19 protein-coding genes are annotated in these 18,964 nt (G+C 71.3%); 7 read left to right on the plus strand and 12 right to left on the minus strand.

Annotated elements, in window-relative coordinates:
* Window positions 1-5 precede the first annotated feature (5 nt).
* From ACZ6ZP_RS12995 to ACZ6ZP_RS13005, 3 genes are all read right to left on the minus strand, one after another.
* The gene (locus tag ACZ6ZP_RS12995) at window positions 6-254 is read right to left on the minus strand and encodes a hypothetical protein (protein ID WP_469406742.1); all 249 of its coding nucleotides are present in this window, start codon (window positions 252-254) and stop codon (window positions 6-8) included.
* Between the two features lie 105 nt (window positions 255-359).
* On the minus strand, window positions 360-1,628 hold the full coding sequence (locus ACZ6ZP_RS13000) for an MFS transporter (protein WP_469406743.1): 1,269 nt from the start codon (window positions 1,626-1,628) through the stop codon (window positions 360-362).
* Window positions 1,625-2,116, minus strand: coding sequence for a GNAT family N-acetyltransferase (locus ACZ6ZP_RS13005; protein ID WP_351157267.1), 492 nt, complete (start codon window positions 2,114-2,116; stop codon window positions 1,625-1,627). Before ACZ6ZP_RS13005 ends, ACZ6ZP_RS13000 begins: the two co-directional genes overlap by 4 nt.
* Before the next feature lie 26 nt (window positions 2,117-2,142).
* Here ACZ6ZP_RS13005 and ACZ6ZP_RS13010 point away from each other — a divergent pair, with 26 nt between their 5' ends.
* Both ACZ6ZP_RS13010 and ACZ6ZP_RS13015 read left to right on the plus strand, forming a co-directional pair.
* Entirely contained in the window at window positions 2,143-2,673 is a 531-nt protein-coding gene (locus ACZ6ZP_RS13010) for a CGNR zinc finger domain-containing protein (RefSeq protein ID WP_366464846.1), read from the plus strand.
* A gap of 209 nt (window positions 2,674-2,882) precedes the next feature.
* Window positions 2,883-4,466 (plus strand): phosphodiester glycosidase family protein, encoded by a 1,584-nt coding sequence (locus ACZ6ZP_RS13015; protein ID WP_469406744.1) that lies wholly within the window; start codon window positions 2,883-2,885, stop codon window positions 4,464-4,466.
* Here the strand turns inward: ACZ6ZP_RS13015 and ACZ6ZP_RS13020 are convergent.
* A complete protein-coding gene (locus ACZ6ZP_RS13020; protein WP_469406746.1) occupies window positions 4,456-5,721 on the minus strand; it encodes a cytochrome P450 family protein in 1,266 nt (421 codons plus the stop codon). The two genes, ACZ6ZP_RS13015 and ACZ6ZP_RS13020, sit on opposite strands and share 11 nt — an antisense overlap.
* A gap of 229 nt (window positions 5,722-5,950) precedes the next feature.
* On the opposite strand from ACZ6ZP_RS13020, the gene ACZ6ZP_RS13025 reads away from it, so the two are divergent.
* Window positions 5,951-8,170 (plus strand): NADP-dependent isocitrate dehydrogenase, encoded by a 2,220-nt coding sequence (locus tag ACZ6ZP_RS13025; RefSeq protein ID WP_383816466.1) that lies wholly within the window; start codon window positions 5,951-5,953, stop codon window positions 8,168-8,170.
* A gap of 120 nt (window positions 8,171-8,290) precedes the next feature.
* On the plus strand, window positions 8,291-8,827 hold the full coding sequence (locus ACZ6ZP_RS13030) for a GNAT family N-acetyltransferase (RefSeq protein WP_383816469.1): 537 nt from the start codon (window positions 8,291-8,293) through the stop codon (window positions 8,825-8,827).
* On the opposite strand, the gene ACZ6ZP_RS13035 is transcribed toward ACZ6ZP_RS13030, so the two are convergent.
* On the minus strand, window positions 8,824-9,795 hold the full coding sequence (locus ACZ6ZP_RS13035; protein ID WP_469406748.1) for a COG4315 family predicted lipoprotein: 972 nt from the start codon (window positions 9,793-9,795) through the stop codon (window positions 8,824-8,826). The genes ACZ6ZP_RS13030 and ACZ6ZP_RS13035 overlap by 4 nt on opposite strands.
* Window positions 9,796-10,080: 285 nt before the next feature.
* On the opposite strand from ACZ6ZP_RS13035, the gene ACZ6ZP_RS13040 reads away from it, so the two are divergent.
* Window positions 10,081-11,271 carry an acyl-CoA dehydrogenase family protein gene (locus tag ACZ6ZP_RS13040; protein WP_351157249.1) on the plus strand — a complete coding sequence of 397 codons (1,191 nt, stop codon included), beginning with the start codon at window positions 10,081-10,083 and terminating at the stop codon, window positions 11,269-11,271.
* Between the two features lie 7 nt (window positions 11,272-11,278).
* Here the strand turns inward: ACZ6ZP_RS13040 and ACZ6ZP_RS13045 are convergent, their stop codons facing one another.
* Complete coding sequence (locus ACZ6ZP_RS13045; protein WP_399971412.1) at window positions 11,279-11,758, minus strand: ATP-binding protein; 480 nt, start codon at window positions 11,756-11,758, stop codon at window positions 11,279-11,281.
* 235 nt (window positions 11,759-11,993) lie between these two features.
* On the opposite strand from ACZ6ZP_RS13045, the gene ACZ6ZP_RS13050 reads away from it, so the two are divergent.
* Complete coding sequence (locus ACZ6ZP_RS13050; protein WP_351157247.1) at window positions 11,994-12,311, plus strand: STAS domain-containing protein; 318 nt, start codon at window positions 11,994-11,996, stop codon at window positions 12,309-12,311.
* Window positions 12,312-12,343: 32 nt separating this feature from the next.
* Here the strand turns inward: ACZ6ZP_RS13050 and ACZ6ZP_RS13055 are convergent, their stop codons facing one another.
* The 6 genes from ACZ6ZP_RS13055 to ACZ6ZP_RS13080 form a co-directional block, all read right to left on the minus strand.
* The gene (locus ACZ6ZP_RS13055; RefSeq protein WP_469406750.1) at window positions 12,344-13,954 is read right to left on the minus strand and encodes a SpoIIE family protein phosphatase; all 1,611 of its coding nucleotides are present in this window, start codon (window positions 13,952-13,954) and stop codon (window positions 12,344-12,346) included.
* Entirely contained in the window at window positions 13,951-15,327 is a 1,377-nt protein-coding gene (locus ACZ6ZP_RS13060; RefSeq protein WP_469407246.1) for a sensor histidine kinase, read from the minus strand. Before ACZ6ZP_RS13060 ends, ACZ6ZP_RS13055 begins: the two co-directional genes overlap by 4 nt.
* Before the next feature lie 81 nt (window positions 15,328-15,408).
* Window positions 15,409-16,515 carry an anti-sigma regulatory factor gene (locus tag ACZ6ZP_RS13065; RefSeq protein ID WP_469406751.1) on the minus strand — a complete coding sequence of 369 codons (1,107 nt, stop codon included), beginning with the start codon at window positions 16,513-16,515 and terminating at the stop codon, window positions 15,409-15,411.
* Window positions 16,503-16,925, minus strand: coding sequence for an ATP-binding protein (locus ACZ6ZP_RS13070; protein WP_351157241.1), 423 nt, complete (start codon window positions 16,923-16,925; stop codon window positions 16,503-16,505). The genes ACZ6ZP_RS13065 and ACZ6ZP_RS13070 overlap by 13 nt, the downstream gene beginning before the upstream one ends.
* Complete coding sequence (locus tag ACZ6ZP_RS13075; RefSeq protein ID WP_351157238.1) at window positions 16,922-17,293, minus strand: STAS domain-containing protein; 372 nt, start codon at window positions 17,291-17,293, stop codon at window positions 16,922-16,924. The genes ACZ6ZP_RS13070 and ACZ6ZP_RS13075 overlap by 4 nt, the downstream gene beginning before the upstream one ends.
* Window positions 17,290-18,141 (minus strand): STAS domain-containing protein, encoded by an 852-nt coding sequence (locus ACZ6ZP_RS13080; protein ID WP_469406753.1) that lies wholly within the window; start codon window positions 18,139-18,141, stop codon window positions 17,290-17,292. Before ACZ6ZP_RS13080 ends, ACZ6ZP_RS13075 begins: the two co-directional genes overlap by 4 nt.
* A 313-nt stretch (window positions 18,142-18,454) precedes the next feature.
* Between ACZ6ZP_RS13080 and ACZ6ZP_RS13085 the strand changes: the two genes are divergently transcribed.
* Complete coding sequence (locus ACZ6ZP_RS13085; protein WP_399971420.1) at window positions 18,455-18,955, plus strand: hydrogenase maturation protease; 501 nt, start codon at window positions 18,455-18,457, stop codon at window positions 18,953-18,955.
* Window positions 18,956-18,964: the final 9 nt, after the last annotated feature.

Genomic DNA, 18,964 nt, shown 5'->3' on the forward strand with positions numbered 1-18,964 from the left:
GCGCCTCAGCCGGAGGGCTCGTCCGGCACCGGCTGGTCCGAGAGCGCACCCTGCGAGTGCGGTGTGCCGCGTGGCCCCGTGCCCGCCTCGTCCGTGTCCGGCACGTCGTCGTCGGCGTCCGGGGCGTTGCCGGTGGTGGTCGACTCGTCGTCCGGCTCCCAGTGGTCCTCCTCGTCCGACGCCTGCTGATCGGGCAGATCCCTCGGTACGGGCGTCTCGTCCTCGCCCCGGGTCTCGGGCTGCTCCTCGCTCACGGTGTTCCTCCAGTGCTTCGTCACTGCGTCCCGCGTGGTCCCACGGCGGTTTTCGCTGCGGTGGCCCCGCTACCCGCCGTGCTCGCGGTAACACCTCGTACGGGTTCACGGTGGACCTCGGAGGCCGGGTCGGCCACAGGAGCGGGGCCGGTTGCCCGGCCGCATCCGGACCGAGGCGGTCAGCGCGGCGGCGGTCGTCGCCGACAGCAGACCCCAGACGGGTACGAAGCTGTCGGCGAGGTCCTTGAGCAGGCCGAGCACGGGCGGCATCACGACGATGGCGAACTGGTTGACGGACATGGCGAGGCCGAGCGCGAACCCCGTCCGGTCCGGCGGCGCCGATTCGGTCACGTAGGTGACCCACGGGCCGTACCAGCCGAAGCCGAAGAAGCCGAGCCACACGAGCGTGCAGCAGGCGACCGCCGGTGAGCGGCCCAGCGGGGTCATCAGCACCGCCATCCCCACGAGCACGGCGGCCATGCACAGGACCAGCGCGCCGTACCGCCCGTATCTGCCGCGATCGCTCCAGGCCGCCAGGGCGATACGGCCGACGATGCCCGTGCCCTGCACCGCCACCAGAACGAGAGCCGCGGTCCCGGCACCGACGGAGGCCCTCTCGTGCAGATGCAGCACCGTCAGGATGCCGACGCCGTACTGCACCGAGATCAGGCTCGTCCCGCAGAGCAGGATGCGCCCCATGGACGGTTCGCGCAGCATCCGCAGCCGGTCGCCGAGCAGCGCTCCGAGCGAGGCGCGCGGCCCGACAGGCGGAGGAGCGGCAAGGAGGGGCGGCCTGCGGTAGAAGCCCATGAAGACGGCGGACCCCAGCAGCGCGACGAGCCCGCCGGCCACGAGCGTCGCCCGCCAGCCGAAAGCCTCCGCGACAAAGGGCAGCGCGGCCGATGCCAGCGCGGCGCCCAGCGGAAGGCCCGCCTGACGGATGCCCATCGCGAAGCCCCGCTGCGAGGTGTCGAACCAGGACGCCACCGATTTGCTGCCGCCGGGCTGAACGGTGCTGTACCCCGCGCCGACCAGCAGCAGCACCAGGAGCAGGGACAGGTACCCCGGCGCCGTGCTTCCCGCGAGCAGGCCCGCGCCGACCACCCCGGCCCCCGCCCCCACGACCCAGCGCTCGTCGCGGCGGTCGAGCAACTCACCGGCCACCAGCAGCCCGGCCAGCGGCACCAGCTGGGCCGCCGAGACCAGCAGCCCCAACTGGACCGTGCTCAGCTGAAGGTCGCGCTGGAGGTGGATGCTTATCGCCCCGATGCCCTGGACGAAGAAGCCGGCGGCGGCCTGGGTGAAGGTGGCGATGCCGAGGACGACCCAGCGGTAGCGCCAAGCGCTGTGCGCCCCCGCGCCGACGGTGGTCACGGGCGCCAGTACAGGGCCGGGTCGGGGTGGTCGACGAAGCCGAGGTCGCGGTAGAGCGGCTCGCCCTCGTGGGAGGCGTACAGGTCCACGCGGGACACCTCGCGCTCCCGGAACCAGTCGAGCAGGCCCCGCATGAGCGCCCGGCTGTGCCCGCGCCGTCGGTGTGCCGGGTCGGTGACCACGCCGATCACGAGCCCGACCCGGCCGCTGCGCAGGTGCGGCCCCGGCAGCCGCTGCTCGACCGAGCCGATGGCGCACGCGGCCAGACCCGCGTCGCCGTCCACGACGAGGATGCGCATGGCGCCCGTGGCCAACTGCTCTTTCAGGACCACGGCCAGGGCGCCCTGCCAGGAGTTGTCGCCCGACGCCGGGTTGAAGTAGTCGCCGCCGAGATGCTCGAAGAGCGAGGCCCGCAGGCGTACGAGCTCCGCGATGTCCTCCTCCGTCGCCGGGCGTATGTCGCTGTGGTGTGCGGTGCGTTGTGGCATGAAGATCAGCCTGATGTAATGGTCTTGTGCACCTCAACCCTTACGGCGAGGAGGTCGTGAACCTGGCCGCCGACCTCGCCAACCGGCGCCCGGAGACCGTCGAGGAACTCGCGGACCGCTGCCGCGCCGCCGGACTCGTGCTGGAACGGCCCGTCGTGCCGCAGGACCTCGACCGCACCCTGGACGCACTGGACGCGTGGGAGAAGGTCGTCGACGCCGCCGGCGAGGACGAACGGGCCGAGCTGCTCAACGGGATGCTGGCGGCGTCCGCCGCGCACCCGCGGATGACCGACCACGCGGGCACGGGCTGGCACCTGCACTACCGCGACGACCGGCAGCCGCTCGGCGCCCTGCTGTTCCAGCTGATCTCCGTCGGCACGGCGCTGCACCTGGCGGGGCGGGGCATGCACCGGCTGCGGCGGTGCGCCGTGACCGGGTGCGCCACGATCTTCGCCGACACCTCCCGCACCGGACGCCAGCGCTACTGCTCCCAGCCGTGCGCCAACCGCGACGCGGTCCGCAGGCACCGTGCGCGCTCGACAGGGCGAGGCGACTGAATCCCGCCCCCACATGCGGCGAGCGGGCCCCGAATACGGGCACAGAGCCCTGTTTTCCGGCCGGACTTCTGGTATTCACTCCTGGGATCGATCGCCGTCCGCGCGCTCGCGTTCGCTGCGTGACGACGCGCGTTTCCGAGCGCTCCGCACCTGTGAACGCAGGTGTGCCCATGTGCCCGCAGGTGTACCTACGCTCCCCAGGAGTTCTTGTGGCCCTCGTACGCCGTCCGTTCAGAGCCGCCGCGCAGGCGTCGGTGGTCGCCGTCGCCGCGGCGGGACTCCTCGCCCCCGGTGTCGTCGTCGACCGGTACGGGCACACCGCGGCCGCCGCCGCGCCGACCGCCGCTGTCCCGGGGCCGATCGCCGACTGGCAGCACGAACGCCTGGCCTCCGGGGCCGATCTGTACCAGGGGAGCGTCGCGGGCCGTCCCGGCGCCGACCACTGGACGGTCACGGTCCGCGCGAACGGCGCTCACCTCGCCGGGCAGCAGGAGGCGAAGGCCCTGGCGGAGCGGGTGCGCGGCGCGGGGTTCGCCGCGCGTGCCGAGCCCGTGTCGTGGCCGCGGGGCTCCGACCGGGCCGGGGTGGTCGGGGTGCGGGTCCGGGTGGGGGAGTACGACGCACGGGCCGATGCCGACGCCCGGCGCAAGGCCCTGGCCGCCGCCGGGTTCGACGCGGTGAGCGAGTGGACCGGCGCCGACGGCGTGCCCGGCACCGGAGTTGCCCGCGTCAAGGTGGCGATCGTCGACCCGAAGCGCTACCGCGGCGCGCTGAAGGGCACGTACGGCAAGGGCGTCGCCGGCCGCGAGACGGTGAGCGCCATGGCAGCGGGCGAGGACGCCCTGCTCGGCGTCAACGCGGGCTTCTTCGTCATGGAGGGCAAGGACGGTGTGCCGGGCGCGGCGGCCGGCATCGCCGCCTACGACGGGGAGTTGCAGAGCGCGGCGACGAACGGCCGCATCGCCGCGGTGCTGCGCGGCGACGGCCTGCGCCCGCAGTTCAAGAAGCTCAGCACGCGGCTGCGGGTCCGCGCGGGCGCGGCCTCCGCGGTCGTGGACGGCGTCAACCGCGTGCCGGGCCTGGTGCGCAACTGCGGCGGCGTCGGCGGCGACGCCCCCACCGAGCGTCCGCAGCACGACGTGACCTGCACCGACCCCGACGAGATCGTGAAGTTCACCGACGAGCTCGGCGCGGACACCCCGGCGGGCGACGGGGTGGAGGCGGTGCTCGACGCGAGGGGACAGGTGCGGGAGGTGCGGGCGCGCGGCGGCGCCGTACCGGACGGCGGCAGCGTCCTGGCGGGCATCGGCGCCGGAGCCACCTGGCTGACCGCGCACGCCGAGCCGGGCAGGGCCCTGACGGTGCGCGAGCGGATTCTGGACGAGCGTGGCCGTGAGCTGAAGCTCGGCCCGCGGGACGACATCGTCAACGGCGGCCCCGAACTGGTGCGCGGCGGCAAGGTCGCGGTGAACTACGCCGCCGACGGCATCGAGCGCGCCGGCGACCGCTCCTTCGCGTACACCTGGGGCATCAAGCGCAATCCGCGCATGCTCCTGGGCGTCGACCGGCAGGGCCGCATGCTCCTGGTCGGCGCGGACGGCCGGCAGCCCGGCTACAGCGACGGGTTCGGCCTGGGCGAAGGGGCGGAGCTGATGAAGTCGCTCGGCGCGGTGCACGCCATGGCCCTGGACGGCGGCGGCTCCGTCACCATGGCGGTGAACGGCAAGGTGATCAACTCGCCGTCGGACGGCACCGAGCGCGCGGTGGGTGACGCGCTGCTGCTCACGCGCTGACGGCCCGCACGGGCAGGGGAGCGGTGGTGACGGGGACGCGACGCGGACCGCGGACCAAGAGGCCCGGCCGGTAGGGGAGTTCGGCCGGGTCGGCCGTCAGGCGCAGCCCCGGGAAGGCCGCGAGGAGCCGGGGGAGCGCGATCGCCGCCTCAAGGCGGGCCAGCCGTGAGCCCACGCAGAAGTGCGGTCCGTGGCCGAAGGCGGCGTGCGGCGCGGTGCGCGGCTCACCGGCCCCTGCCAGATGGCGGTCCGGCCGGAAGGCGTCCGGATCCGGGAAGTGCCGGGGGTCGCGGTTGGCGGCGGCGAGCACCGCGAGGACGGAGGCGCCCGCGGGTATGACCACGCCTTCGCCGAGGTCCACGTCCTCGGTCGCGTGCCGCCACGTCGTGCCCTCCAGCGGGCTGGCGTGCCGCAGCGTCTCCTCGACGACGGCGGGCCAGCGCGCGGGGTTACGGCGCGCGGCCGCCAGCTCGACGGGGTGGGTGAGCAGCAGCAGCGAGGCCGACGCCAGCAGGTTCATCGTGGTCTCGTATCCGGCGAACAGGAGGAGGAACGCCATGGCGAGCAGCTCCCCGTCGTCGAGCCCGCCGTCCGTGGCGTCCTGCGTGAGCGCGCTGAACAGATCGGATCCGGGCGCGCGCCGCTTGCGGGCGATCAGCTCGGTGAAGTAGGCGTACAGGCCGGTCCAGGCCGCGTCCACCGCGCCCGGCTCCAGCGCGTCCGCGGGCGAGCCGACCCGGTAGGTCCACTCCCGCAGATCCGCCCGGTCGGCCTCCGGCACCCCGAGCACCTCGCCGATCACCAGGACGGGCAGCGGGAAGGCGAAGGCGTCCACGAGGTCCACGCTCCCCTCCTGCCGCAGCCGCGCCCGCATCTCCCGCAGGAGCCCCTCGGTCAGGTCCTCGATCCGGGTCCGCAGCGCGTCGACGCGGCGCGGGGCGAACGCGGCGGTGGTCAGCCGCCGCAGCCGGGTGTGGTCGGGGGCGTCGGTGTTGAGCATGTGCCGGGCCAGACAGGCGCGGGCGCGCTGCGCCGGCGAGTCGCCCTTCGGACGTCCGGCGCCCTGCGGGGGCACGTTCGAGAAGCGCGGGTCGGCGAGGACGGCCCGCGTCGGCCCGTATCCGGTGACGAACCAGGCGTACGTCCCGTTGGCGAGCGGGACCCGCACGGCGGGCCCCTGGGCGCGGAGGCGCGCGTAGTACGGATACGGGTCGCGTGCGAAGGCGGGGTCCGCGGGGTCCAGGGAAGCGATCACCCGCACATCCTCGCCGGGGCGGCCCCGCCATGGAGATCAGGCCCATCACCAGGAACGCCGGGCCGGACCTGTGGGAACCGGACAGCAACCATCGGTGACCGCCAGGACTACGGAACGTGATTGACGTCACGGGCTGTGACGTCCGAGAACCGGGGCCGCTTCGTGGCAGGAGGCGATCACGAGATATCTTGATGTCGAGCAATGTTGCAGACGTGGAGCGGAGCACCCGGTGACTGACTCGACCATCATCTACACCCAGACTGACGAGGCCCCGGCCCTCGCGACGTATTCGTTCTTGCCGGTGGTCAGGGCCTACGCCTCGACGGCCGGGGTCGCCGTGGAGAGCCGTGACATCTCCCTGGCGGGGCGCATCATCGCTCTCTTCCCCGAGTTCCTCGAGGAGAGCCAGCGCATCGACGACGCGCTCGCCGAGCTGGGCGAGCTGGCCAAGACGCCCGGCGCGAACATCATCAAGCTGCCGAACATCTCGGCCTCGATCCCGCAGCTGAAGGCGGCCGTCGCCGAGCTGCAGTCGCAGGGCTACGCGCTGCCGAACTACCCGGACGACCCGAAGACCGACGCGGAGAAGGACATCCGCGCCCGTTACGACAAGGTCAAGGGCAGCGCCGTCAACCCGGTCCTGCGCGAGGGCAACTCGGACCGCCGCGCCCCCGCATCGGTGAAGAACTACGCCAAGGCGCACCCGCACCGCATGGGCGCCTGGTCGGCCGACTCGAAGACGAACGTCGCCACCATGGGCGTCGACGACTTCCGCTCCACCGAGAAGTCCGTGGTCATCGCCGAGGCCGACACGCTGCGCATCGAGTTCACCGGCGAGGACGGCAGCACCACCGTGCTGCGCGAGTCCGTACCGGTCCTCGCGGGCGAGGTCGTCGACGCCTCCGTGCTGCGGGTGGGCCCGCTGCGCGAGTTCCTCACCGCCCAGATCGCTAAGGCCAAGGCCGATGGCGTGCTGTTCTCGGTGCACCTCAAGGCCACGATGATGAAGGTCTCCGACCCGATCATCTTCGGCCACGTCGTGCGCGCCTTCTTCCCGAAGACGTTCGCCGCGTACGGCGAGACGCTGGCCGCCGCGGGCCTGACCCCGAACGACGGTCTCGGCGGCATCCTCAACGGCCTCGGCGCGCTGCCCGAGGGCGAGCAGATCAAGGCGTCCTTCGAGGCCGAGCTGGCCGAGGGCCCCGAGCTCGCGATGGTCGACTCCGACAAGGGCATCACGAACCTGCACGTCCCCTCGGACGTCATCGTCGACGCCTCGATGCCGGCCATGATCCGCACCTCCGGCCACATGTGGGGCCCGGACGGCGGCGAGCACGACACCCTCGCGGTCCTGCCCGACTCCAGCTACTCCGGCGTGTACCAGGTCGTCATCGACGACTGCCGCGCCAACGGCGCCTTCGACCCGGCGACGATGGGTTCGGTGCCCAACGTCGGCCTCATGGCGCAGAAGGCCGAGGAGTACGGCAGCCACGACAAGACCTTCGAGATCGCCGCGCCGGGCACGGTGCGCGCGCTCGACAAGGCCGGCAACGTCGTCCTGGAGCAGGCCGTCTCCACCGGTGACATCTTCCGGATGTGCCAGGCCAAGGACGCCCCGATCCGCGACTGGGTCAAGCTGGCCGTCAACCGCGCCCGCGCGACCGGTTCGCCGGCCGTCTTCTGGCTCGACGAGACCCGCGCGCACGACGCGCAGCTCATCGAGAAGGTCAAGGCGTACCTGCCCGAGCACGACACCGAGGGCCTGCAGATCGAGATCATGTCGCCGGTGGACGCGACCGCGTTCTCCCTGGAGCGCATCCGCCGCGGCGAGGACACCATCTCGGTCACCGGCAACGTGCTCCGTGACTACCTCACGGACCTGTTCCCGATCCTCGAGCTCGGCACCAGCGCCAAGATGCTCTCCATCGTTCCGCTCATGAACGGCGGCGGCCTCTTCGAGACGGGCGCGGGCGGCTCGGCCCCCAAGCACGTCCAGCAGCTGGTCCGCGAGAACTACCTGCGCTGGGACAGCCTGGGCGAGTTCCTCGCCCTCGCGTCCAGCTTCGAGCACCTCGCGCAGACCACGGACAACGCCAGCGCCCAGGTCCTCGCCGACACCCTCGACCGCGCCACGGCGACCTTCCTGGAGAAGGACAAGTCGCCGACCCGTCGCGTCGGCGGCATCGACAACCGCGGCAGCCACTTCTACCTGGCCATGTACTGGGCCCAGGAGCTGGCCAAGCAGACCGCGGACGCCGAGCTCGCCAAGGAGTTCGCCCCGCTGGCCAAGACGCTGGTCGAGCAGGAGCAGACCATCGTCGACGAGCTGAACGCGGTCCAGGGCTCGCCCGCCGAAATCGGCGGCTACTACCGGCCCGACTCGGCCAAGGCCGCGGCCGTGATGCGCCCGTCGGCCACGCTGAACAAGGCGCTCGGCCTCCTCGGCTGAGTGACCTTCGGCTGACAGAGGTCCGCCCCGGCAGCGACACCGCTGCCGGGGCGGACCTCTGTCCGCGTCCGGGGCCGGGCCCGGTCCGCGTCCGGCGGGAGCGTCCGGCAGGATCAGGGCATGTCACGGTCACCGAGTACGTTCCCCTGGCCCGCCACCCTGACCGTGGACCGTCTCGTCCTGCGCCCGATCGAGGCGGGCGACGTCCCGGCCATGGTGCGGCTCTGGACGGACGCGGAGGTGCGCCGCCACCTCGGCGGGCCGGTCGACAAAGAGACACTGCGGGTGCGCGAGCGGCACTGCGTCGGGGTGCGCGGCGCCTTCAGTGTGACGCTGCGTACGGACGGGTCGGTGATCGGCGGCGTACAGCTGGAGCCGGACGCGCGTCGGGCGGGACGGGTCGAGGTCTCGTACCAACTGCTGCCCGAGCACTGGGGCTTCGGGTACGGCCGTGAGGCGGTCGCCGCCGCGGTCGACTGGGTACGCGACTGGGGACGTGAAGCGACCACCTCCGGGGGTGAGGAGGTGGTCGCGGTCACGCAGGAGGCAAATGTCCGGTCGCGTCGCCTGCTGGAGTCGATCGGGATGCGGCAGACGGAGGCCTTCGTCGAATGGGGCGCGGAGCAGGTCCTGTACGTCGCCGGGCCGCGGGACTAGCCGAAGGTCACCGAGCTGATCTTGCTGTCGAAGCCGATGGCCGACAGGTCGGCCACGTCGCCGTTGATGACCTTGGACGTGCCCTTGCAGTTCGGGGCCGACCAGAGCTTCATCGAGCCGCTCACGGAGATGGACGACGTCACCTTCGGGCGGGCGACGTTCTGGCAGCCCTCGCCCGCGACGCCCTGCGCGGGGCCGTTGTCCGAGAAGTTGGCGTCGTCGAAGAGGATGGCGCTGCTGGCGGGCGCGGCCTGGGTCTGGTCCGGCGCCTCCTCGGCGGGCTCGGCGGGCTCGGCGGGCTCTGCCGGTGCGGACGGCTCGGCCTCGGCCGGAGCGCCGGACTTCTGGCCGTCGGGCTGGACGCCGAACCACGTGCCGCCCACGCCCTGGCCGTTGGTGTCGCCGGGCTTGAGGTCCTTGCTGAAGCGGTAGACCGGCCAGCCGCCGACGGTGACCTGGCGGGTGCCGTCGTCCCGCCTGACCACGCCCACGTCCGAGGCGTTCACGCCGTCGACGAAGATCTTGCTTCCCGGGTCCACGAGGACCGGCGGCCAGGTGGTGGCGCAGGGGCCGTTGCAGGTGGACTTGGAGGGCGACGCGGTGTCGTTGTCGAAGCGGTAGAGCGTGAAGCCGGAGCCGTTGACGACGACGGGATCGAGGTTGCCCGCCCGGGACGCCGAGAGCTGAACCCACTTGCGCTGCACCGGCTTCGAGGCCGCCTTGCCGGGCGGGTTGGCCCAGTCCCCGGTCTTCTTGGGCGCGTTGTTCTGTTGAGCGGTGCCGGACTTCAGCGCGAGGTCCATGGAGCCGTCGGCCGCGGGGGAGGAGGCGGCGGGCTTGGAGGCGGGGGTCTTCGCGGCGTCGGAGCCGTCGTCACCGCCGCCACAGGCGGAGAGCAGCAGGGCTCCCGCCGCGGCGAAGGAGGCGAAGAAGGCGGTGTTCTTGCGGGTGCTGTTCTTGCTGAGCATCGGAGATCTCCTTAAATCGGCGTTCAGATCACTTCAGGTCACTTGCGATCACTTCGGTCTGCTTCAGGTCGCTTTGGCCGTTCGAAGCGTGAGTACGGACGCCGCTCAGCCCGGCACTCATCGATTTGGCGACCGAGACCAAACCGAGACAATGTCTAAACTGGGATCTCATCCGGGCGGCACACGCGGGCGCATGCGTCACTGCCATTCCCTATTTCTGAAACGCGTTCTACTGTGTGCGCCGTCAAGCCCGAGCCCGGGGAGCCAGCGAAAGCAGGAGGGGCCGTGCACCTCGAATACACGCCTGAGCAGCGGCAGTTGCGCACCGAGCTGCGCACGTACTTCGCCGAGCTGGTCCCCGACAACGCCTACGCGCGCTACGGCGACCCCGCCGAGCAGAAGCGGTTTTACCGGGAGACCATCCGCAGGCTCGGCGCCGACGGCTGGCTCGGCGTCGGCTGGCCCAAGGAGTACGGCGGGCGCGGGCTCTCGCCGATGGAGCAGTTCATCTTCTTCGACGAGGCCGCACAGGCCGGTGTCCCGCTGCCGCTGATGGCACTGAACACCGTCGGGCCGACCCTGATGCAGTTCGGCACCGACGAGCAGAAGGCGTACTTCCTGCCGAAGATCCTCTCCGGCGAACTCGACTTCGCGATCGGCTACAGCGAGCCGGACGCGGGCACCGACCTCGCGGCGCTCAAGACGAAGGCGGTCAGGGAGGGCGACGAGGCCACCGGCCACTACACGGTCAACGGCCAGAAGATCTGGACAACCAACGGCGACACCGCCGACTGGGTCTGGCTCGCCGTCCGCACCGACCCGGACGCCCCGCCCCACAAGGGCATCACCATGCTCCTCGTGCCGACGAGCGACCCGGGCTACTCCTGCACCATCATCAACACCCTCGCCTCGCACGACACCACGGCCAGCTACTACGAGAACATCCGCGTCCCGGCCTCGCGCCGCGTGGGCGAGGAGAACAAGGGCTGGCGGCTCATCACCAACCAGCTCAACCACGAACGCGTCACCCTCGCCGCGCACGGCACCATGGCCATCCGTGCCTTCCACAACGTGCAGCGCTGGGCCGCCGACACCAAGCTCGCCGACGGCCGCCGCGTCATCGACCTCGGCTGGGTCCGCCAGCGCCTGGCCAGGACGCACACCAAGCTGGACGCGATGAAACTCCTCAACTGGCAGATGGTCAACGCCGTCCAGGAGGGCACGCTCACCCCGCAGGACGCCTCCGCCGTGAAGGTCTACGGCTCCGAGGCGCGCAGGGACGCGTACGCCTGGCTCATGGAAGTGGTCGGCTCGGCCGGCTCACTCAAGGAGGGCTCGGCGGGCGCGGTCCTGCACGGCGAACTGGAACGCGGCTACCGCAGCGCGGTCATCTTCACCTTCGGCGGCGGCAACAACGAGATCCAGCGCGAGATCATCTCCTGGATCGGCCTCGGAATGCCACGCGTGCGCCGCTGACGCCGTGTCACGAGGGCCGGGTGCTGCCCAGTTCGTCCAGCAGCGCGATGCTGACGGTGATGCTCTTGCCGACCGGCTCCTGCCGGGCCTCGAAACGCTGGGCCACGGCCATCACGATCTCCAGACCGTGCTGGCCCACCCGGCCCGAGTCGGCGGCGCGGGCCCTGGGCAGGACAGGCCCGGAGTCCCAGACCACCACCTCGACCGACCCGGCCGTGACCCGCAGGTTCACCAGGACGGGGCCGGGCGCGTACTTGAGGGCGTTGGTCACCAACTCGCTGACGACCAGCTGCGTCAGATCCGTGGCGCGCCGGGGCAGGGGAAGCCCGCGATCGGCCTGCGTCCGGGCGAGGAAGTCGGCGGCCAGACGCCGCGCCTGGGCGATGCACCCGCCGGTCCCGTCCAGCTCGAAGGTGAACTCCGCGGCCTTCGCGGCCGCCGTGTTCCACGCGGCCGGTTCGTCCGGCGCCTCGCCGTCGTCACGCACGGCCTGGTTCGCAGATCACTCGCCCCATGTACCCGTTCCCGATCGTGCCGGCATTCCGTGTCCGCGATGTCGGCCCGATGCGCCTTTCCGTACGTCCTTGCCGACTTACACGGCATCGTGTGTACGTTACCGCCGACGCGTCACACGGGGCGCCGGATGTGGAAGCATCATCAGCATGGCTGAGGAACGAATGGCTAGCAGCGAACGAGCCCAGCGGACTGATCAGTTCTCAGTCGTGTCCACGCCGCTCGACGACGTGACGGTTCTGACGCTCGCCGGTGAGATCGACCTGGACACCAGTACCCACGTACAGCAAGCGCTCGAAGCCGTCGACGTGCCCGGTGCCCGCGTCGTCGTCGATCTGCGACGGGTCACCTTCATAGACTCCAGCGGCATCAACATCTTCATCGCCGGCCACCGGGCGCTCACCGAGGCGGGCGGCTGGCTGCGTCTTGCGGGCCCCGCCGAGTCCGTGACCCGCACCCTGGAGATCGTCGGCATCGGCACCCTCATCGACATCTGCCCCACGCTCGGCGAAGCCCTCGACGGGTGACCCGTCCTGCCACCCCCGGCCGGCCCGGCCGTTCATGATCCGAGCAGATCCGCGGCGAGCAACGCGATGTCGTCGTCCTTGCCCCTTCCGAACGTCTCCAGGAGATGGTCGCTGAGGTCCTGCAGCCCGGCCGGGCCGGCCGTGACCGCCTCCATGAAGGCGTCGAGCGTGGCGTTCAGCGAGGTGTTGCGGACCTCGACCAGGCCGTCGGTGACCAGGAGCAGCCGGGTGCCCGGCGGGGTGGACAGGACCGTCGGGGCCGGGTGGGGCGCACGCAGTCCCAGAATCGGTCCGTGCGGAGTGTGGAAGCGCGCGCGGCCTTCCGGGCTGATGACGAGCGGGGGGATGTGACCGGCGTTGGCGACCTGGAGACGCCGCCCCCCGGGCTCGACGAGGGCCAAGCAGAGGGTGGCCGTCACGGTCGGCTGTGAGTGGGCCAGGAGGGTTTCGAGGTGGCCGAGGACCTGCTGCGGCGGGTGTCCTTCGATGGCGTAGGCGCGCAGCGCGTGGCGCAGCTCGCCCATCACGGTGGCCGCGCTGAGCGAGTGGCCGAGCACATCCCCTATGGCCAGCAACAGGCCGCCGGCGGTGGGGATCGCCTCGTAGAAATCGCCGCCGATCTCCGCGTTCTCCGAGGCGGGCAGATAGCGGAAGGCCAGGTCGATGCCGTCGACGGTGGGAAGGTCGCTCGGCAGGAACGAGCGCTGCAGGGCGAGGGCGAGGGTGTGTTCCTCGTTGTAGGTCCTCAGCGCTTCCAGCGCCAGCGCGCAGGCATGGGCCAGCTGTTGGAGCAGATGTTCGTCATCCGTTCCGGTGAGCACGTCGGAGGGGACGGCGAGGCAGACAGGGGGGCGCCCGCGCTTGGTCCGCGCCACCGCCATGGCGATGTTCCCGCCGAGGTGATCGGCGCTCAGCAGCGCCTGCCACTGCCCCCGTGAGATCCGGGCGACCGTCGCGCCGGTCCCGTCGCCCAGGCTCTGCTGGAGCAGCCGGTCGAGTACGTCCGGCCGTGCCGCGTACGTCCGGGTCGGGGTGGCCGGCCCGTCGCTCGTGCTGTGGACCGCCTGCCCCTCCGGCGACAGGAAGACCGCGCTGGCCGGGGACGACAGCAGCCGGGCGGCGCCACCGGTGGCCGCGGAGGCGAACGAGTGGAAGCCGATGGCGCTGTAGACGGACATGGTCGCCTGGTTGAGGGTGAGGAGCCGCTGCGCGAGTTGCTCCGCCCGGCGCCGCGCCCTGGCGTAGCGCAGCGTGGCCGTGACCGTGGCGAGCAACTCGCCGGGGTCGAGGGGCTGGTTGAGGTAGGCGTCCGCGCCGCGCTGAAGTCCTTCGGCGTGATCCTCCGCGCTGACGGCCGACGCGGAGATGTGGATGACGGGCAGCGCGGCCGTACGGGCGCTGCCCTTGATCTTCTCGCTCAGCTCGAAGCCGCTCATGTCCGGCAGACGTACGTCCACGATGGCGACCTCCGGCAAGGGGCCGCCTGCCGTGGCGAGATGCTTGAGACCCTCGCCCGCGTTCCGCGCGCCGATCACGATGTGTCCCGCACGCTCCAGCCAGCTGGTGAGGAGGTACAGGTTGGTCTCACTGTCCTCGATGACCAGGATGGTGGCGGGTGCGCCGTCCTGAGAGCTGTCGGTCACAGGGCGCCTCCGCCGGTCTCCTCGTTGCCGTCGTCCGGTCCGTGCACCGGGACGGCCACTTCCACACGGGTGCCGACCCCGAGCGTGCTGGTGAGTCTGAGTGTGCCCCCGAGGAGTTCGGTGAGGGTGCGGGCGTAGGGCAGTCCGAGCCCCGTCCCCGCATGGCCGCTCTGGTGGGGGCCTCGGACCTGGTAGAACTCCTCGAAGACACGGCCGAGTTCGGCGGCCGGGATGCCGACCCCCGTATCGGTGATGGTGACGCGCAGCGACGGCGACGACCGGTCGCCGCTCATGCCGACATCCAGCCGCACCTCGCCCTCGTCGGTGAACTTGCAGGCGTTGGACATCAGGTTGCGCAGGACGTGGGTGAGGAGTTTCTCGTCCGTGATCACCGTGGGGAGATCCTTCAGGTCCGGGGTGACGAGGGGGACACCCTTGGCTCCGTAGGTGCCCTCGAACGTGGCGCTCAGCTGGGTCACGAGCAGCCGCAGGTCGACCGGGGCGTGGTGGACCTCGAGCAGACCCGATTCGGCCTTGACGACGTCCAGAAGATCGCTGACCAGCGACAGGACGGTCTGCCCCGACGCCTCGATCAACGCGATCTGCCGGCGTTGCTCGGGTGACAGCGGCTCCGAACGGGGGTCAAGCAACAGGCGGGCCAGGGCGACGACGGAATTGATCGGTGCGCGCAGTTCGTGGCTGATGTTGGTCCAGAACCGCGTCTTGGCCTCGCTGGCCTCGCGGATCTGCCGGGACTTCTCGTCCAGTTCCGAATGCAGGGCGAGCACACCGATGTTGGTGGTCTCCAGTTCCTTGGTGAGCTCCGAATAGAGGGCGAGCACACCCCGGTTGGTCTCCTCGAGCTCCTGGTTGAGCCGGATCAGTTCCACCTGCTGGGCTCGCGTCTCCTCCAGCGTCGCGATCAGGTCTCGCGTCTGGGCCCGGAGGAAATCGGCCTCCGTGATCGGACCGGCCTGGCCCAGGGACTGGGCCAGGCGCTCATCCATTTCGGTGACCGTGAGGCGGTTCGCCGGCAGCGGCTGGAGGATGGTGACGCGGCCGCGCGTCCCGTGCGGCTCGTACTCGATCACCACGAGCCTGGAGACCAGTTGCAGGGTCTCGGGCGTCGGCTCCAGACCGCGGCCCCATTCGAGCGTCACGACGAGAGTGGCCTGCTCGCCGGAGTGGGCACGGAAGGAGACGGTGCCCGCGCCGCAGCCGAGGCGGTCACGGCCCAACTCGCTCAGCGCGGTGGCAAGGCGGACCTGGTCCTGATGTTCGAGGCCGAGTGCGGCGGCGGCCCGCTGCGCGCCGCGTCTGAGCCGGAACACGTCCTGCGCCGAGACGAGTCCGAGGGAATTCGCCGTGCGCAGACCGTGGCCCGCGCCGGTGGCACGGGCCCCGGGGACCTTTCGGGGAGAGTCAGCAGCCACGTCCGTCCCGTCCTTCGTCGGTCACCAAATCCCCTTCACCACCACCACGCTGGCATCGTCCCGGCGTACACCGGCCTCACGCAACAACTGCCCGGCCACGACGAGCGGCGAATGGTGCAGAAGCCCGGGGAGCGCCCTGTGGTCCCACCGCTCGGTGAGTCCGTCGGAATGCAGGGCCAAGGCGCCCCCTTCGGGCAGCGGCTCCTCGAAGGTCCGCAGGCGACGCATGTTCACGCCGACGATGCCGGGCACCGAGAGCAGGGTCTTGCGGGCGTCGTGACCGAGGAGGAAGCCGCTGATGTTGCCGATGCCGCAGTACCGCACGCGTCGTCTCGCCGGTTCGATCCTGGCAACTGCCGCCGCGCCGCCCCGGGTTCCCCGAAGGGCGCGGTGGATCGCTTCCATGATCTCTTCCGGATCGGTGGCCGGAGTGTCGTGGAACGCCTCAACGGCCGCCGCACTGGCGCGGGCCGCCAGCGGACCGTGCCCCAGGCCGTCGCACATGAGGACGAGAACGGCGGGATGACCGGGGCCGGTGCCGGCACCGATGTCTGCGTCTGCGTCTGCGTCTGTGGCTGAGTCCAGCCGGGCACTCCAGGCATCACCACAGGTGCTCTCGCCGCTGATGGGCCGTGTCACACCGGAGACGCACTGCTGCCCGGCCGACAGGGCCGCCGTCACTCCCTGGTCGTCCGCCTGGCGCGACCAGAACTGCGCCGCCATGACCGTCCCCTTGCCGGGCACGGAGTGCGCGTCGAAGTGGTCGGCCAGCCTGGCCACGGCTCCGAGCCCGATGCCGAGTGTGCCCGCGCTGGAGGCTCCGTCGGCCAGCGAGGCGGACACGTCGACCATGCCGGGTCCCGAGTCGACGGTGACGAACTCGACGGCGGTGTCGTCCTTCGTGTGCAAGGTGCGCAGGAGCAGCGCACCGTCCGTGGCATGTCGCTGGATGTTGGTGGCGGCCTCGGTGACGGCCAGGGCGACTTCCGCGACACGTTGAGCGTCGAGACCGACTCTGCGGGCCAGCGCGGCCGCCGCTCCGCGCGCCGCGGTCGACAGGGAAGGACCATCCCGGAACCAGCTGACGTCCCTGCCGGCCAGTATGGTCCGGGTCTTCACCGGGCCCACTTGATGATGGTGACCGTGGTGCCCACGCCGACTTCCGTCACGAGTTCGAACTCGTCTACGAGGCGGCGGGCGCCACTGAGTCCCAGGCCCAGGCCGGCGCCCGAGGTCCAGCCGTCCGTCATCGCCAGACCCACGTCCTCGATGCCGGGCCCACCGTCCTCGAAGAGCGCCGCGACTCCCTGGCGGCCGTCCCTCTCGACGACTCCTGTCCTGACGGCCCCGCCACCCCCGTAGACGAGGGTGTTGCGCGCCAGTTCGCTCGCCGCCGTGATCATTTTTGTCTGGTCCACGAGCGAGAGACGGCACCGCTGCGCCAGGGCGCGGATGGTCTGCCTGATGCTCACCACGTCCCTGTTGTGCGTGATGGAGTAGACCTGCGGCGCCTCGCCGGGCAGCCAGGGCGCGCTCACGCCTCGACCGCGGAGGTGGAGCGCCGCAGCCGCGCCAGTCCCTTTTCGAGGTCGAGAGCCGTGCTCACCCCGCCCAGCGAGAGCCCGAGTTCGACGAGCGTGATGGCGACGGCGGGCCGCATCCCGACCACCACGGTCTCGGCGTCGAGCATGCGGGAGATGGCCGCGATCGTCGCCAGCATGCGCCCGACGAAGGAGTCCACGATCTCCAGCGCCGTGATGTCGATGATGACGCCCTGAGCGGAGCGGTTGACGATCTGCTCGGCCAGGTCCTCCTGCAACAGCAGGACCGTCTGGTCCTCCAGGTCGAACTGGATGGACACCACCAACACCTCGCCGATCCGCAGGATCGGTACCCGGTCGGTCACAGCTGCCCGGCCTTGCGGGCGACCATCTCGACGCCCGACCTCTTCAGGGCCAGCTTGAGCGCGTCCGCCAGGCTCGCCTTGGTGACGATGCCCTCGAACTCGATGCCCAGCGCCACGATCGTCTGCGCGATCTGCGGGCGGATGCCCGAGACGGTGCATTCGGCACCCATGAGGCGGGCCGCGACGATGGTCTTCAGCAGATGCTGAGCCACCTGCGTGTCCACCGCCGGTACGCCGGTGATGTCGATGATGGCCTGCTCGGAACCGGTGTCCACCAGCGCCTGGAGCAGCTTCTCCATGACGACCTGGGTCCGCGCGGAGTCCAGCGTGCCCACCAGGGGCACGGCGATGACGCCGTCCCACAGCCGCACCACGGGCGTCGACAGCTCCATCAGCTGTTCGGCCTGGGCGGAGATGAGCTCCTCACGGGTCCGGGTGTAGGTCTCGATCGTGAACAGGCCGAGGCTGTCCAGTACGCGGCTGAGGCGTCCGAAGGCACGGATCTCCTCGGCGGTCCCGTCCTGGAGCACGGGTTCGAGGACCTCCTTCAGCGCGAAGACGCCCACCGCCGTCTCCGTGGGCGAGAAACCCTGCCGTGCCCTGCTCCTGGACAGCTCCGTCAGGAGGGCGCGCACCTCCGACATCTGTTCCTCGTGCACGTCGTCGGCGCCCTGGCTGAGCGCCTGCACCAGAGCTTCGTACAACTCGCCCAGCTCACGGCTCAGTTCGGCGATGCTCACCCGGCCCTTCAGCGACCCCGAGACCTCCTGCACCCACTCCCCGGCCACGTCCCGGCCCTTGACCGACAGCAACCCCGCCAGCTCGACCGCACCGCCCTGTTCCGCCACGCGACGACTCCCCACATTTGTCATATTTGGCCTGGCGCCGCAGCGTACGACAGGGCGATATGGCGAGTGGGCCGATCCGGCAAAGCTCACCGGTCCGTGTTCCGTCGTGCTTGCCGTGCACGGCACTCTCCGGTACCGGGACACTGTGGGCGCCGGAGGGCGGCTAGGCCCGCAGGATGTACGCCCCCTCTGTGAGGGACTCCTCGACCGACCCGGCAGGGGCGAACCGGCCCCAGCTGGGGACATTCGGCCCCTACCGAGGCCGTCAGGCCATCCGCACAGTGGCAGGGTGGCCCGGCGGAAGGAGGCCCCGATGTTCCCTCGGACGCGCATCGCGGTGATCGGCGTCGGCAACGAATTCCGGCGCGACGACGGCGTGGGCTGGGAGGTGATCGCCCGGCTCCGCGAGCGGGCCGCCGACCGGCCCCTGCTCACCGGCACGGTTCTCGCCACCTGCGACGGCGACCCCGGCCGCCTGATCGGCCTGTGGGAGGGAGCGGACCTCGCGGTGGTGGTGGACGCCGCGCACGCACACCCCGCCCACCCCGGCCTCGTGCACCGCCTGGTCCTCGACGCGGACGCACTGGACCGGCCACGGACGACCAGCTCGCACGGACTCGGGCTCGGCGAGGCCGTCGAACTCGCCCGTGTCCTGGGCCGGTTGCCGGGCCGCCTGGTCGTGTACGCGGTGGAAGGTGCGGACAGCGCGCTGGGCACCGGGTTGTCGCCGAGCACCGAGGCCGTTGTGGCACCGCTCGCCGAAGACATCGAGGACGAGATCGTGCGGCACCGCGACGCCGCGGCGCGCCGTTGAAGGAGGGCC

Source organism: Streptomyces sp. NPDC054047 (assembly GCF_055585065.1).